Below are 14,673 nucleotides of genomic sequence, written 5' to 3' on the forward strand. Positions count from 1 at the left end.
TTCATAAGCCTATCTCACAAAGCCGCATGGATGCGGCGACAACACGGTATTTACTGATAACAATTACTCTTCCAGCTAAACGAATGACGCTAACAACGTTCTCACTCGACGTGTTGGAACAAGTCGCACGCATGGGGTGACATGAGCGCTGAGCAAAAATTCAGGGATGACACAAATGAACATTATTTAATCTAACGTTGGTTAAATCTGAACCATCTAAATGGCAAGTTTTAAATTGCGCTATGACCGGCAAATCATCAAACACAAAGGCAGCGACACTCTCCTGCCAAGCGCAGCGCCGTTTAATGTGCTGGATAAAAGCGTAGCGGATGTGAGCTTTATCGTGGGGATGCTGGTCGATAAATTCCAATACCACTTGCCGCTGTATCGTCAGCACCAGCGTTTAGCCGCAGCGGGCATTACTTTAAGCCGCAGCACCTTGGGTACCATCGTGGCGCGCGGTATTGATTTACTGTATCCGATTGTGGATGCAATGCTAAGTAGCATCTTACAAAGCCAGGTGTTGGCAATGGACGAGACGCCGATTAAAGCAGGCAAAGCCGGGCCAGGCAAAATGAAGCAAAGCTACTTCTGGCCGGTGTATGGCGATAAGGATGAAATTGTTTTTACCTTCTCCACCAGCCGCGGGCGGCAACATATAGAAGAGATAGTAAAGCATCGCTTTAAAGGGACTTTATTAAGCGATGGCTACAGTGCCTATGCCAGTTATATCAAAGCCAATGAAGGCTTAACCCATGCTCAGTGCTGGGTGCACAGCCGCCAGCAATTTATTGAAGCCGAAAACAGCTGGCCACAACCGGCCAAAGAAGCGATAAGCCTAATCGCTAAGCTGTATGAGATAGAAGAGACTATCCGAAATCAAAAGCTCACGGATGACAAAAAACGCCAATACCGGCTTACCCACAGCAAACCGGTGGTTGACCGCTTCTTTACGTGGTGTGATGACACCCTGCATAACCTGACGCTGCTGCCCAAAGACCCCCTCTCCAAAGCGATTGGCTATGTACAAAGCAAAGAAATGGCACTGCGCGTCTTCTTAGAAGACCCCGATGTGCCACTGGATACAAACCATCTGGAGCGGGCGCTCAGGCCCATACCCATGGGGAGAAAAAATTGGTTGTTCTGTTGGACAGAAATCGGTGCAGAGCATGTTGGCGTTATCCAAAGCCTGATAGTGACCTGCCGCTTACATGATATCAATGTAAACGATTATCTGACCGATGTGCTGCTACGTATCAGCCAGCATCCTGCCAGCCTAGTACACGAACTGACGCCACGGTATTGGAAAACTAAGTTCGCTGATAATCCACTGCGCTCAGACCTCTTTGCTTTACCCACCACTACGGTAGAATAGCCTCCAGACGGAGGCGATATGCGCATCGAAGACCTAACCTTAGACGAATTACATGACCTGAACGCGCTGATCTGCAGGCGGATTGATTACTTGCGTTTGCAAAACGACATCAATGTCCTAAACCAGCTACGCTTAGGCCAAAAAGTGCACTTCAAGGCTAAAGAGGGCCAAGTGTTCGGCGTGGTTATCAAAATCAACAAGAAATCAGTGATGGTGGTCAGCGACGATAACCGCCAGTGGAAAATACCACCAGGACTGGTGCAGATCATGAAAGACGTCTAGTCAGTCAGGTTGGTTGGCAGAATAAGGCGTCAATGCGTCCTAAAATGGACGCTTACAGTACAGAGAGCCTTATCTGGAACAAGGCGAGGAAAGGTAGCATGCTAAGATGACCATGTACGGCAGGGATGCCGTAGATGAGCCTATAGGGACATATTTACGGCGTGTCATCGTGTATGCTGCCTTTTCCGCTGCTGCCGTACTCACTACAGGATGCTAAGCTATTTTCACATCAAAAGTGCCCACTAAATCAGCATTAGTACAACGGCACTTTTTGTGTTTTAAGCTGATTTTCTTCGCTTAACCAAGCGGACAAGTTGTGGCCAAAATGCGGCAATGGCAGCCACCAATACAAATAAAAAGATCGCAATCACCATTTGGATCACTTCAAAATTATTCGCCTCTCGTGATACAAACCAACTGGCAATAACACCGCCAACGACTAAAAATAACCGCGCTAACCACCCAAACATTGTTGCCCTCCAACATCACTATTTTATTTTTTCTGTTTACGCCATTTGGCTTAAGGTTTTACGAAAACGTGATAGCGAGAATACAAATAACCCCGAGCCTATCAGCAATAACCATAAAAACTGTGGCCATACCACATCAAGGCCAGCGCCACGATACAAAATAGCCTGTGCCTGACTGACAAAGTGTGTGGTAGGTGCCACCAGCATTAAATCTTGTACCAACTGCGGCATACTTTCTCGCGGGGTAGATCCACCAGAAAGCATTTGCAGCGGCAGTAAAATCAATACCATTAACATGCCAAACTGCGGCATATTACGCGCCAGCGTAGCCAAAAATATGCCCATAGACGTTGTGGCAAATAAATGCAGCGCCACACCCACTAAAAATAACAATACCGAGCCTTCAATCGGCACTTGTAGCGCACCTTGCACCACAAAAACCAAGGAAAACGCTGCCGCGCACAATACCACCAAGCCCATCGACCACACCTTTGCCAACATAATTTCGGTAGGCGTTACTGGCATCACCAACAAATGTTCGATAGTGCCATGCTCGCGCTCACGAATAAGTGCCGCGCCAGTTAAAATAATAGACAGCATGGTAACGTTATTAATAATTTGCATCACCGAACCAAACCAGGCTTTTTCCAGCGTTGGGTTAAAGCGTACTCTTAGCGCTAAATCTACCGGCGTAGTACTTACCCCACGCTGATGCTGCAAAAACTCACTGATCTCGGCCATAATAATTTGCTGAATATAGCCACTACCACTAAATGCTTGGCTCATCCGCGTGGCATCGGTGCTTAGCTGGATATTGGTAATATTGCCCGCAAGGATATCGCTTTGAAAATTAGGCGGAATATTTACCACAAAGGTATAACGGCCAGAATCCATTCCGGCATCCATTTCTGGCAATGAAATAAGCTCGGGTAAATTAAATTGAGGAGGATAAAAAGCCCCAACAATTCGGGCCGATAACGGTGACGCATCTTCATCAACAATAGCGATTGGCGCTTTATTTAAGGTATCTGGCATCGCAGTTGCAGCGGTATACACCGACAACGTAAAGGTATAGACAATCAAAAACAGCATGATTTTATCACGCCGTAAGCTCCATAACTCTTTTACCCCTAAGCGATAAATATTGGCAAAGGCTTGCATACTTAACGCTCCTGCTTTTTCAATAGTGCAATTGCTACGCCCAAAATAACCGGTACCGCTAACAGCAAGGGTTTAAAAGAATCATATAAATCACTAAAACCCAGTGCTTTACTAAAAACGCCACGGGTAATATTAATCATATAAGTAGCCGGATAAATCTCACCAATCACCCTACCACCACCTTCCATGGATGACACAGGATCAAGTAAACCGGCAAATTGTACTGCAGGGATCAAGGTTGCCAACATCGCAAAAAACATTGCCGCAATTTGGCTTTTGGTCACAGTAGAAGCCAGCAAGCCCATACCCGTTGCGATAATGCAGTATAAAAACGCCGCCAATAACAAGGTGATAAAACTACCAGTAATAGGGACATCAAACAGTGTTACCGCCAATAAACACATCAGTAGAAAATTAAGCATCGCCAGTGCCACATACGGCAACTGTTTACCTAACATAAACTCGGTTTTGGTTACTGGTGTCACATACAAATTAAGAATAGAACCCAGCTCTTTTTCACGTACTACGGCCAGTGCCGTTAACATGGCGGGCATCATTAATAACAGCAGCGGGATAATAGCCGGCACCATAGCAGGTAAACTGCGCACATCTGGGTTATAACGATAACGGGTTTCTATACCGGCAGCACTACTGGTGCTGGTATTAGTGCGCATTCTAGCTTGCTCGGCCAACCAATGCTGATGAATACCTTGCACATAACCTTTTACTGTTTCTGCCCGTTGCGGCATAGCGCCATCCACCCAAGCACCTACCGCTACGGGCGTTCCGCGTTCAATATCTCGGGCAAAACCGGCTGGAATTTCCAGTACCAGCGATAACTCGCCATCTCGCATCCGTTTATCCAAATCGGCATAATCTTTAATGGGCGCTTGCTCAACAAAATAGCGCGAGCCAGATAAGCTTAATGTATAGCTTTGGCTAAGTGCGGTTTGATCTCGGTCTAGCACCGCATAACGTAAATCCTCAACATCCATGCTGATACCAAACCCCATCACAAACATCAAAATTAAGGAGCCGAGTAATGCCAAAGTGCTGCGCACCGGATCCCGTTGTAACTCCAATGATTCGCGCCACATATAGCTAAACATACGCTGCATACTAAACAACGATTTTTTAGATGGCACTTGCTCGTTTGCCACCGTATCCACAGCCTCGGCAGTAACCAATGCAGCTTCAATGGGTGCTGCTTGCGACTCAGAGCCACTGGCTTCAATCAAGTAATCGATAAACGCGTCTTCCAGTGTATCCTTGCCACGCTTTTGCCTTAATAAAGCCGGTTTATCGCTATCCAGTACTCTACCAGCGTGCATCATCGACATTCGATCACAGCGCTCGGCTTCGTTCATAAAGTGCGTTGAAATAAAAATAGTCACTTTATCTTGGCGCGATAAGCTAATCAGTAAGCGCCAGAAGTTATCACGCGCAACAGGATCCACGCCCGAGGTGGGTTCGTCTAAAATCAGTAACTCAGGTTTATGCACCATGGCCACCGCCAGCGATAAACGTTGGCGAATACCAAGTGGCAAACTTTCAGGTAAATCGGCTAACACGCCTGCTAAATCAAAGCGGCTAACCATTTCCGCTACCCGCGCTGGAATATCCTGTTCTGGCACATGAAATAGCCGTGCATGCAGTACTAAGTTTTGTTCTACAGTAAGCTCACCGTACAACGAAAACGCTTGCGACATATACCCCACACGCTTACGGGTATTAATATCATCAGGGTTAACTTCTTTACCAAATAGCCAGGCTTTGCCTTCTGTCGCGGGTAATAAACCCGTAAGCATTTTCATGGTGGTGGATTTACCGCAACCATTGGAACCCAAAAAGCCAAAAATTTCACCACGAGCAATTTTAAAGCTAACATCGTTAACCGCGGTAAAATCACCAAAACGCATGGTTAAATGTTGCGCCTCAATGGCAATATCATCAGCACCAAACTGGCTTAATGGCGTAATCTCAACCGGTTGATGTCCGCGTTTTTTTTCTTCTGGCAATAATTTAATAAAGGCTTCTTCTAACGATGCCGATGCTGTTCGCTGTAAAATCTCTGCCGGTGTGCCAGTTGAAAGTACCTTACCGCCGTCCATCGCTACCAGCCAGTCAAAGCCTTGTGCTTCGTCCATATAGGCGGTTGCTACAATTACACTCATTTGTGGGCGACTTTGACGAATGCGGCTAATCAGTTGCCAAAATTGGCTACGCGCCAGCGGATCCACGCCAGTAGTGGGTTCATCTAAAATTAAAAATTGCGGATCATGAATTAGCGCACAGCACAGCCCCAGCTTTTGTTTCATACCGCCGGAAAGCTTGCCAGCTGGGCGACTTAAAAATTTTTGCAGCCCCGTTGCTTGCGTTAAATCGTCAATACGCCGACGCCGCTCTGGCGCAGAATGACCAAATAAGCGGGCAAAAAATTGCAGGTTTTCTTCAACAGATAAGGTGGGATAGAGGTTTTTACCCAACCCTTGTGGCATATAAGCAACATGTGGACAAATATATTCACGATGCGCTTTGCTGGCCATATCGCCATCTAGCACATCAATTTGACCGCTTTGAATCGCTTTAGCACCGGATAACAACGACAATAAGCTAGATTTACCCACACCATCAGGCCCTAACAACCCCACCATTTTACCCGCGGGAATATCTAAGGTGATGTTATCTAGCGCCAGTGTTTTCCCGTATCGTAAGCTAACTTGCCGAATGCGGGCTACCGTCATAAAGCAACCCGCTCAGGTAAATGTGCAGGCCAGCTGGCGTCGTCACTTAACTTAACCCAAGCAACACCCGGCAAACCGGTTTTCACCTGCGTAATATGTTTTTGCAGCAATGCGGGATCAATTTTGGCTTTGACCCTAAACATCAGTTTTTCACGTTCGCTGGCTGTTTCTACGGTTTTAGGTGTAAATTGCGCCACATCAGCAACATAAGAAATTTTAGCTGGAATGGCCACATGCGGTGCCGCATCAAGCACTATGCTTACATCACTACCAATGGCAATACGCCCAGCTTGCGCGGCGGGTAAAAAGAATGTCATATACACATCGGTCAGATCGATCATATTTAACACCCGGCCGCCACTCCCAACAATCTCCCCAGCTTGCGCTACTCGATACTGAATACGACCAGCACGCGGCGCCTTTAATACATTATCTTGCAGCTCTACTTTTACGCGATTAACGGTGGCAGCCGCCGCAACCGAGGCCGACTCTGCCGATTGAATTTGCGCATTGGCCGCGGCAATACCCGATGCTGCTGCATCTATCTGCGCTTTAGCCGCAGCAACGGCGGCTTGTGCACTGCGCAATTGTGCTTGATCATCATCGGCCGTTTGTTGCGAGGCCGCGCCAGTTTTGGCTAAAGTGCTAGTACGCCGCGAGCGGTTTTGGGCAGCAGATAATTCGGCTTCGCGCTGTGCTAATACCGCTTCCAGTGCCGCTTTTTCACTTTGTCGTTGTGCCAGTTGGCTATACGCCGCACTAACCGCATTTAGCGCTTGGCGCTCTTGCGCTTCAGCTTGTTGCAGCTGAGCAGTAAGTGATTCTGAATCAATATGTGCTACCACTTGATCCGCTGTCACAAAGTCACCTTCGTTAACCAAAATATCGCGGATCCGCCCAGCGGTTTTCGCAGAAATAGCAATTTCGGTTGCTTCAATCCGGCCATTACCCGAAGCAACATCCGCGGGCAACTCATCAGATAATAAATATCTCTGAGCGATAACAAACAGAGCAACAATAACACCGGCAGCGATCAGCAAAGGTTTTACTGTCGTTTTGGATAGATTCATGCGTGACTTTCCTTAGATAATGCGGCTGTAACATTAACGCTGAACACAAAAAGCGCGGATTGTGCAGTATATACAATAGCTGAATAGAATTATAGGAGTAGTTTGTTTGAATTTTGTCTTGCCTTTGACAGTTGTTCCAGTGACCACTTGCTGCTTAGTGCTCCAACGCTGAGTATCCAGGTAGAGATTTTCAATTGTAGAAAGTTGTACCGATTTTCGTCGCATCAAATTCCAGTATGGCTGCATTAGCACAATAGCCAGAATACTGTTTTCAAGGTCACTAGCTGGAAAAGTAAAGGTTTGAGTTACTTGGTCAATTTTATAGAGATGGTTCGCCCGGTAGATAATTATACTTTGGCCTAAGATCGCAAGCAGGAACACAGGCAAAATTTGCAAAAAATCGAATAAATAGCAAATAAAACTCGCGATAATACTTAAAATCAGCAAGTTAGTTACTGATTTTCGTAGCGCCATCCAAACGTCATAAACTTGATAGATTTTCATTTAATACCTTTAGGTATCCCAATACTGGTTAATTGCTGGTGAAGATAGATTGCAGGTTTTTCTTGCGTCTTTCGTTTTCTTCGCTTTTCTCTTTATACATTAACGCTTCAGCCTGAAGCTGCTCCATCCGCTTTTTTAACTGCTTGATCTCAAGATCCTGACTTTTGATAGTTTGCTGTAATTCGTCGAACTTCTGTTTTGCGAGTTGCTTGCCTATGTATTCGCAGCCAAGAAGGTTTGACGCCATAAAAATTAGCAGTATCAATCTAAAAATTTTCACAATAATGCTCCTTATTCTAAAAGCTATACACTTGAATCATCATGCGTTCTTTTGCTTTGGTTAAATCTCGACCTAAGATCACTAATTACACGACCAGATATTTTCTGAACACTTTCGGCTCTGATACTTAATCCTTTAGCAATGAAAACAAATCCAACACTCAACGGGAGCAACTTTAATAGACTGAAAATAAAAGTTAAGAAATAGATCGGATAAAATTGATCAACTTTATTAGTATCAGGTGAAAAAATGGAAATGAACTGGTTTACCAATGCCAACTTAAAAGAATCAACTAACAGATACGCATTTAACAGCATTCTTGAATACTTGTTATGCTCGCGAAAAACAATTGAGTTTTCTACCACATACTCATCAAAATTAGCTAAATAGCTGATCCTAATTGTGATACACCTGCTTCAATCCATGCTTGCCGCCCGGAAACGGTGCGGCAGTGTCCATAAAGTAGTAAACCTGCTCCAGTAAATCATCCATGTTTTTGCACTGATGATTCCGGGTTATCGTCTCGTGCAGTGCATGCCACAGTTTTTCAATTTTGTTATGCCATGGGCTATAAACCGGCAAGAACAGTAATTTGAACTTTGGGTTGTCGCTCAGCCACTTCTGGGTTTTCTTGCTCTTGTGGATGATGTAATTATCCACGATTAACCGAATGCTTTTAGCCCGACGATACTGACCTTTAAGCTTTTCCAGCAATTCAATAAATAAGTCACTGGTCTTGCGCTCGCCACCTACATAAACGATTTGCCCTGTCTGGCCGTGTAATGCTCCCGCCAGATAATGTTTCTTGTTCTGTCCTGGTGTTGCCACTTTACGCTGCGCGCCACGGTGCCCCCAATCTGCACCGATTTTAGGATTCAGATGGATGTCCACTTCATCCTGGTAAAACACCGGGTGGTCAATACTGTTATCTGCCAACGCCTCCCGGATAACCGCCAGTTTCTCCTTTTTATCCGGGTCTTGGATATAAAGCGTTGGCGCAGCTCGCCGCCAGACAATTCCTGCTTTGGGCAACCAGCGTCTGATTGTTGAACTGTGGATCTGAATGTTGCATAACTTGTTCAGTAACAGCGCAAACAACTCAGTACTCCAGCGTGAACGCTGATATCCAAGCGTCCTTGGCGTGTACTTCAGCAAAATTTTCAGCACGCCACAGATAAAATCCCGATTCAGCCTAACGGGGCGACCAACGCCTTTAGTTTTTAGACCATCAACACCGGCAACGTCATACCATTTCAACCAGCGGTTAAGCGATGACCGCCCCGCTTGCAGTAGGCTCGCAACCTCTGACTTGGTTTTACCTTTCAACACCAGCAAGACGGCATTCGCACGGCGGCAAAGGTCTCTATCTCGTGTTTTATGAATAATCTTCTTCAATCGGCGGGTTTCCGCGCCATATAAAAATGCTATCCTGTTCATACTCAATGCGTTTGTGGGTTTGGTTTGTTTGGCGACTGATCTGATCGCGCAAACCGCATTGAGTTCCCTTACCTGAGTGATCTACTATTTGGCACAGTTATTTAGGTTAATTGACAAAAAATCCCTGCATCTTCGGAGCTGCGTCATATTTTAAAACCGTTTCTGTTTAACGCAGCATTTAAGGTGGTACGACTGACTTTAAAATGTTTTGCCACCTCTGCTTTGGTTATCATCGGATCGGATAACATGGCTGCCGCTTTTTTCACATCATTTTCTGTGAGCGATGGCGTTCTCCCGCCTTTTCTACCCCTGGCTCTGGCAGCGGCAAGACCCGCTTTGGTTCTTTCGACGATAAGTGAATGCTCAAACTCGGCTAAGGCACCGAAAATATGGAAAATGAGTTTCCCTGCAGAATTGGTTGTATCGATGGATTCCGTTAGGGATTTGAATCCAATACTGCGTTTCTGAAGATCATCAATAATCTCCACCAAATCTTTCAGGGACCTCGCTAAACGGTCAAGCTTCCATACCACTAATACATCACCTGCACGAAGTGTACGCAGGCATTGCGACAATATGGGTCGATCACGATGCTTTCCCGTGAGGGACTCATTGAATACTTCCTCACAACCTGCCGCGTTTAGGGCATCGAGTTGTAAATCTGAATTCTGGTCCTGAGTGCTAACTCTGGCATAGCCAATTATCATAAGAAATGGTACCTAATCTGTTCATAGATTGTTGTACGGGTTTCTTGGCGTTGAAGCAAGTGTTTTGATGTGGTTTTTCACGTTTAATTGAATCGACCAACAAACGAGGGTTTTCTTATCGTCGTATATGGATAACTAACGTGGTGGTTGACGTATACCTTGCTGATGTCATTTCAGAAATGTCGATACTTCATTTCGTTGTTTATGCGGCATTATCAGGTTAGTATTAATGGGTCGCTACAGACTGGGACCAGTTTACTGGGGTAGTGATGCCGGAGCATATGTTCCCTTAGCCCGTGAGCAAGATAAAAAGGCCAACCCAGAACTTCATTTTCACTGCCCCAAGAAAGCATCGAACGGATCTTTTCCGATCTACACCAAAACTAGCTTTTTAAAAAAAGTAGAATAATGTGACAGGTCACAGCACTCAGCAAGCCCCTCTACATTAAGCTATTGATATATATCAACTCACTTACAAAGCTGCCTTCGCTAATCCCAATATATTTGGCCATAACGTATTAAAGTGAGCTGGCAGTTCAAAGCCAATCTTTACATACAAAGCACGCGAAGGATCTTTTGTGATCTCTTAAATTCGGTAAAGTAAAAGCAGTCCAGTATACCGTGACAAGTCACGCTAAGTTAGACCGCAAAGAGCGAAAAGCAGAGATCCATCACCGCACCATAATCCATATGCCAATGTCTGCTTTACTGCAAAACCGGACATTGAGTCCGGTTTTGGTTACACATTACCGATCTATCGGGCTCGATGTCCCAGATGAATGTTGCCCTATGACATGCGTGTATATTTGAGTGGTTTTCAAGTCCGTATGGCCCAACAACTCTTGAACCGTGCGTATGTCAGTGCCTGCTTTGAGTAGTTGCGTAGCAAAAGAATGCCTGAAAGTATGCGCAGTGATGTGCTTTTGAACGCCTGACTTTTTTACAGCAAGTCTTAATTTCTTGGTAAGAGACGTCCAGTGCAAATGATGACGGCATGAATACCCATCAACAGGATGCTTGCACCTGACTGACGAAGGGAAAATAAATTGCCACTTAAAATCAGATATCGCATAGGGATATTTACGAGCCAGTCCCGCAGGGAGACTGGTTTTTCCTTCTCCTTCGCATAGATCTTTCTCATGAAGTTCACGCACTTTTTCAATTTGAGATTGAAGTGGCATAACCAGCTTATCAGGCAGCATAGTGACACGGTCTTTTCCTCCTTTACCACGAAACACAAAGATGTTTTTTGATTCAAAATCGACGTCCTTAACTCGCAACTTTAGCAGCTCTGCTTTTCTAAGCCCGCAGCCGTATAACAGTGAAAACATCAGTTTATAGCTACCTGACAGCTGATTAATGACACTGATGGCTTCGTTATGAGACAAAACGGTTGGTACTCTTTTAGGCGCGCGGGCTTTTATCGTATCAGGCAGTAAAGTGAGCTCTCTTTTAAGGATATGTTTATACATAAATACGATAGCGCAGAGCGCCAAGTTTTGAGTGGACGCAGTCACTTGTCTATTTACGGCTAAATATGTCAAGAAATCAGTTACCTCCTGCTCCCCCATGTCTTTTGGGTGCCGTTTTTTATTGAATAAAATGAAGCGTTTTATCCACAGTAGATACGTTTTTTCAGTTTGAATTGAGTAATGTTTAGTGCGCATAACCTGCCTAATACTTTCAAGGAAAGGTGAGCGAGCCATATTAATCCTCCTGTTGAATATCGAGTGTATTACTGAGAAGTCTCAGTAATATCCATGATAAACAGGGCTAAATTAACCTAGGCTGTTGATATTGCGTATGTTTACTCTGTTTGGATGTGGGGTGTTACTGAGACTTCTCAGTAACATGGTAAATTTAAAGTGAATTAAATGCTTGATTGGCTTCTCAAGTTATTGATTTTCGGTAAACTCATAGGTATAAATTTATTTTTACCTCTCGGGTGTTACTGAGAGGTCTACATAATAACTGTTAGGCATTTAAAAGGATGTTAAGTGAACTGGGCACGAATTGCTAAATACACAGTGATCTACTTTATCTGTTCTACTGCTTCAGGCGTTCCATTGGGCTATGTAATGGGGCGCTATGATTCAGCTGGTGAAGTTATTCCAAGCTGGATTTACTGGAGCTTTATTTTTCTTTCTATGTTTGTTGAAGCAACGATCATTTATTTTCTAGTGAAAAATCAGGCAAAGTTTTTATTTATACATGCACTTATAGTCGTTTTACTCAGTTCTTTAATTGCATCATGTATTCTGTTTTTACTGGTTGGTGATGCTCTTTTGGGCGGCTGGCAAATTGATTATGTGAGTATGTTTATTGCGCTTTTGTTTGGTGTTGCCTTAGGCAAGCAAGCAGCAACTAGTTCAGGTGTTGTAAATGCCTAACAAGCGCCATCAAAAACGCGCCCTTAGGGCGCTCGACTCGCAACAAGTTGCTCGCGTTTGTGGCGGGCGTTAGGGCTTCATCATGGTTTATCTGATACTTGAAGCACGAGCTCTGGATGAAGTCGCTAAATTGCCTGGTGTTGCCATTTGGGCAGGTAGCAATGTATTAACGGAGCTGAATCACAAAGAGTTAGTTGCAAAAGGCGTAAATGTTACCAGATTTAATCACCCCATCAGTGGGGCAATCAGAGGCAAGTTGGAGGATGCAATTGAAACAATTAAAGAACATCATCCAACTGAAAGTATTTGGATTCAATATGCAAGTCAGCCCTAACAATACGCACCACTCGCGGCCTGCGGCCGCTGGGACGCCAACCCGCTGCGCGGCTCGTCGCCCGTGTGCTTTGCGTTATGTGTAAAGGAAAGTATGAAGTTTAATGACAATTATGGGGTGTATGTTTGCCCTCATATTTTTAAAAAAGAATCACCAGTACTTGTTGGTATAAGAGATCCTGACGGTTATTGGCAGTTTTTTTGCGAAGATGATAAATGTCCTGATACTACAAAGCCACATCTTATTGGTGCTGGTCATTTAACAAGTGAAGATCCAACTATTAATCAGCTTACTAGTTTGCAACCAAATTCTTTTGCACAAAGAATACATGCAAATGCAGAATGGGAATTCGGTGAGTTAGAGTAATTTACACATAACAAACTGTTCAAACGGGACAAATTACAGTTGGCTGGTTCCGCTTCGCTTCACATTTTAGCCAACTACAATTTGCCCCTTAACAGGGCGTTAGCATTACAGGAGAATTACCAAACATGAAGTTATCGATTATATTTTTAGCTACTTTGCTGTCATTTAATTCTTTAGCTGCAGATTATCAAACCGAGATTGATGATTTTTTCAAGTTGTATCAATCTGGGAAAGTAGATGAAGCTGTTGATTCCATTTATCGAACAAATAAATACGTATCATCAATTCCAGATCAAATTAAAAATGTTAAAACGCAATTAAATGCGCTTGAAGGGCTTATTGGAGAAATTAACCATATAGGTAAAATTGACACTTACGCAGTTGGTGAGAATTTTGTGCATGTTACTTATCTAGCCACTTACGATAGGCAACCCGTTCGTTATGAGTTTCAATTTTTTAAAGTAAAAAGCGGTTGGAGAATATACTCATTTTCATTTGATGATGGCTTAACCGAAGAAATAGCAACCGAAGCAAGAAAGGCCGCTTTGTCCTCTCAAAAGTAATGCTAACAAGCGCCTTAAACATCGCGGCCTGTGGCCGCTGGACTCGCAACAAGTTGCTCGCCATTTAGGCGTGCGTTAACTTGCAGGGAGCTTATGTCGAAAATTGATTTCCAAAAATATGGTAAGGATGCAAGAAAGTTTAAAAACTCTCCCTTACAGATCATTGCTGCGACTAACTCACTGAAAATTCAAACTCGGAAAAACTCAGGTCGTGGAAAACCATATATCTGGATAGACCCTTGCTGGGAGTTATTTCACCTAGGGAAAAGTGTAATATCAAGTTCAAACTACCCTAACCACAAAGGGCCTCTTTATACACAGAAGCACATGCTATGGTGTAAAAAGAAACAACAGGTCACAGGGAGGTTTTTGCTGTCCGTAAAACTGAATAAGTTTGGCCACACTGTGTTCAGGCTTTCAGATAATTATGAAATTGTTAGTTATGGTTATAATCTTCAATTAGTGGACGATGAGGATTATGACGGTTGGTACGCAGATGCAAGTTAACAAGCAAAGGCAGCCGACGCTTAACGCGCGGCTGCTTTGAGCGTTATGTATTTTAAGGAGTAGATGACTTGGCTGTTTATTTGGAATCGTTTTGGACAGCATTAATGGATGGTTTGGCTATATATTTTGATATTTTTCTTGTCCCAGTACTGACGGTTGTATGTTTTTTTCTACTGTTATCGCAATTTCTTCGGTACCAAAAAAGAATTCGTTACTTGGAGATCACATTAGGTGCACTCAGTAAGCTCGCTGGTATTGAGTTAAATGACCCCACTTTTATCCCTTCTGAAGTGCGTAAGGCGCTAGATGAAGGCCATAGATTAAAAGCCATTAGGCTTTATCGAAAAATCACAGGTGCAAATTTAAAAGAAGCAATAGAGGTCGTGGATGTATTGCTCAAAAAAACATAACAATACGCATCACTCGCTCCCGCTGGTCGCTGGGATGCCAACCCGCTGCGCGGTCTGTCACCAGTGTGCTTTG

General features: G+C 44.2%; 16 protein-coding genes and 1 pseudogene. 8 read left to right on the forward strand and 9 right to left on the reverse strand.

Annotation, left to right across the window (positions count from 1 at the left end; translation table 11 throughout):
- Positions 1 to 223: 223 nt before the first annotated feature.
- Positions 224 to 1,375: pseudogene (tnpC, locus tag ACUJFK_RS01710) on the forward strand (IS66 family transposase); the annotation flags it as partial.
- A gap of 18 nt (positions 1,376 to 1,393) precedes the next feature.
- A complete protein-coding gene (locus ACUJFK_RS01715; RefSeq protein WP_445425874.1) occupies positions 1,394 to 1,657 on the forward strand; it encodes a hypothetical protein in 264 nt (87 codons plus the stop codon).
- 278 nt (positions 1,658 to 1,935) lie between these two features.
- On the opposite strand, the gene ACUJFK_RS01720 is transcribed toward ACUJFK_RS01715, so the two are convergent.
- From ACUJFK_RS01720 to ACUJFK_RS01760, 9 genes are all read right to left on the reverse strand, one after another.
- Positions 1,936 to 2,127, reverse strand: a complete 192-nt coding sequence (locus ACUJFK_RS01720) for a hypothetical protein (protein WP_445425875.1) — start codon at positions 2,125 to 2,127, stop codon at positions 1,936 to 1,938.
- 36 nt (positions 2,128 to 2,163) lie between these two features.
- The gene (locus ACUJFK_RS01725; RefSeq protein ID WP_445425876.1) at positions 2,164 to 3,288 is read right to left on the reverse strand and encodes an ABC transporter permease; all 1,125 of its coding nucleotides are present in this window, start codon (positions 3,286 to 3,288) and stop codon (positions 2,164 to 2,166) included.
- A gap of 2 nt (positions 3,289 to 3,290) precedes the next feature.
- Complete coding sequence (rbbA, locus tag ACUJFK_RS01730) at positions 3,291 to 6,032, reverse strand: ribosome-associated ATPase/putative transporter RbbA (protein ID WP_445425877.1); 2,742 nt, start codon at positions 6,030 to 6,032, stop codon at positions 3,291 to 3,293.
- Positions 6,029 to 7,102, reverse strand: a complete 1,074-nt coding sequence (locus tag ACUJFK_RS01735) for an HlyD family secretion protein (RefSeq protein ID WP_445425878.1) — start codon at positions 7,100 to 7,102, stop codon at positions 6,029 to 6,031. The genes rbbA and ACUJFK_RS01735 overlap by 4 nt, the downstream gene beginning before the upstream one ends.
- Before the next feature lie 33 nt (positions 7,103 to 7,135).
- A complete protein-coding gene (locus ACUJFK_RS01740; protein WP_217363743.1) occupies positions 7,136 to 7,606 on the reverse strand; it encodes a hypothetical protein in 471 nt (156 codons plus the stop codon).
- 28 nt (positions 7,607 to 7,634) lie between these two features.
- Entirely contained in the window at positions 7,635 to 7,886 is a 252-nt protein-coding gene (locus ACUJFK_RS01745; RefSeq protein WP_173483613.1) for a hypothetical protein, read from the reverse strand.
- 396 nt (positions 7,887 to 8,282) lie between these two features.
- Positions 8,283 to 9,323 carry an IS630 family transposase gene (locus tag ACUJFK_RS01750; protein WP_206552245.1) on the reverse strand — a complete coding sequence of 347 codons (1,041 nt, stop codon included), beginning with the start codon at positions 9,321 to 9,323 and terminating at the stop codon, positions 8,283 to 8,285.
- Between the two features lie 143 nt (positions 9,324 to 9,466).
- The gene (locus ACUJFK_RS01755) at positions 9,467 to 10,030 is read right to left on the reverse strand and encodes a recombinase family protein (protein WP_445425879.1); all 564 of its coding nucleotides are present in this window, start codon (positions 10,028 to 10,030) and stop codon (positions 9,467 to 9,469) included.
- Positions 10,031 to 10,776: 746 nt separating this feature from the next.
- A complete protein-coding gene (locus tag ACUJFK_RS01760; protein ID WP_445425880.1) occupies positions 10,777 to 11,736 on the reverse strand; it encodes an integron integrase in 960 nt (319 codons plus the stop codon).
- Between the two features lie 291 nt (positions 11,737 to 12,027).
- Between ACUJFK_RS01760 and ACUJFK_RS01765 the strand changes: the two genes are divergently transcribed.
- From ACUJFK_RS01765 to ACUJFK_RS01790, 6 genes are all read left to right on the forward strand, one after another.
- Complete coding sequence (locus ACUJFK_RS01765) at positions 12,028 to 12,420, forward strand: hypothetical protein (RefSeq protein ID WP_445425881.1); 393 nt, start codon at positions 12,028 to 12,030, stop codon at positions 12,418 to 12,420.
- 82 nt (positions 12,421 to 12,502) lie between these two features.
- Complete coding sequence (locus tag ACUJFK_RS01770) at positions 12,503 to 12,754, forward strand: hypothetical protein (protein ID WP_445425882.1); 252 nt, start codon at positions 12,503 to 12,505, stop codon at positions 12,752 to 12,754.
- Between the two features lie 93 nt (positions 12,755 to 12,847).
- Positions 12,848 to 13,120: a hypothetical protein gene (locus ACUJFK_RS01775; protein WP_445425883.1), complete on the forward strand. Its 273-nt coding sequence runs from the start codon at positions 12,848 to 12,850 to the stop codon at positions 13,118 to 13,120.
- Positions 13,121 to 13,245: 125 nt separating this feature from the next.
- Positions 13,246 to 13,683, forward strand: coding sequence for a hypothetical protein (locus ACUJFK_RS01780; protein ID WP_306178541.1), 438 nt, complete (start codon positions 13,246 to 13,248; stop codon positions 13,681 to 13,683).
- A 93-nt stretch (positions 13,684 to 13,776) separates the two neighbouring features.
- Positions 13,777 to 14,190, forward strand: coding sequence for a hypothetical protein (locus ACUJFK_RS01785; RefSeq protein WP_445425884.1), 414 nt, complete (start codon positions 13,777 to 13,779; stop codon positions 14,188 to 14,190).
- Between the two features lie 68 nt (positions 14,191 to 14,258).
- The gene (locus ACUJFK_RS01790; protein WP_445425885.1) at positions 14,259 to 14,600 is read left to right on the forward strand and encodes a hypothetical protein; all 342 of its coding nucleotides are present in this window, start codon (positions 14,259 to 14,261) and stop codon (positions 14,598 to 14,600) included.
- Positions 14,601 to 14,673 lie beyond the last annotated feature (73 nt).

Source organism: Alishewanella sp. HL-SH06, assembly GCF_052656265.1.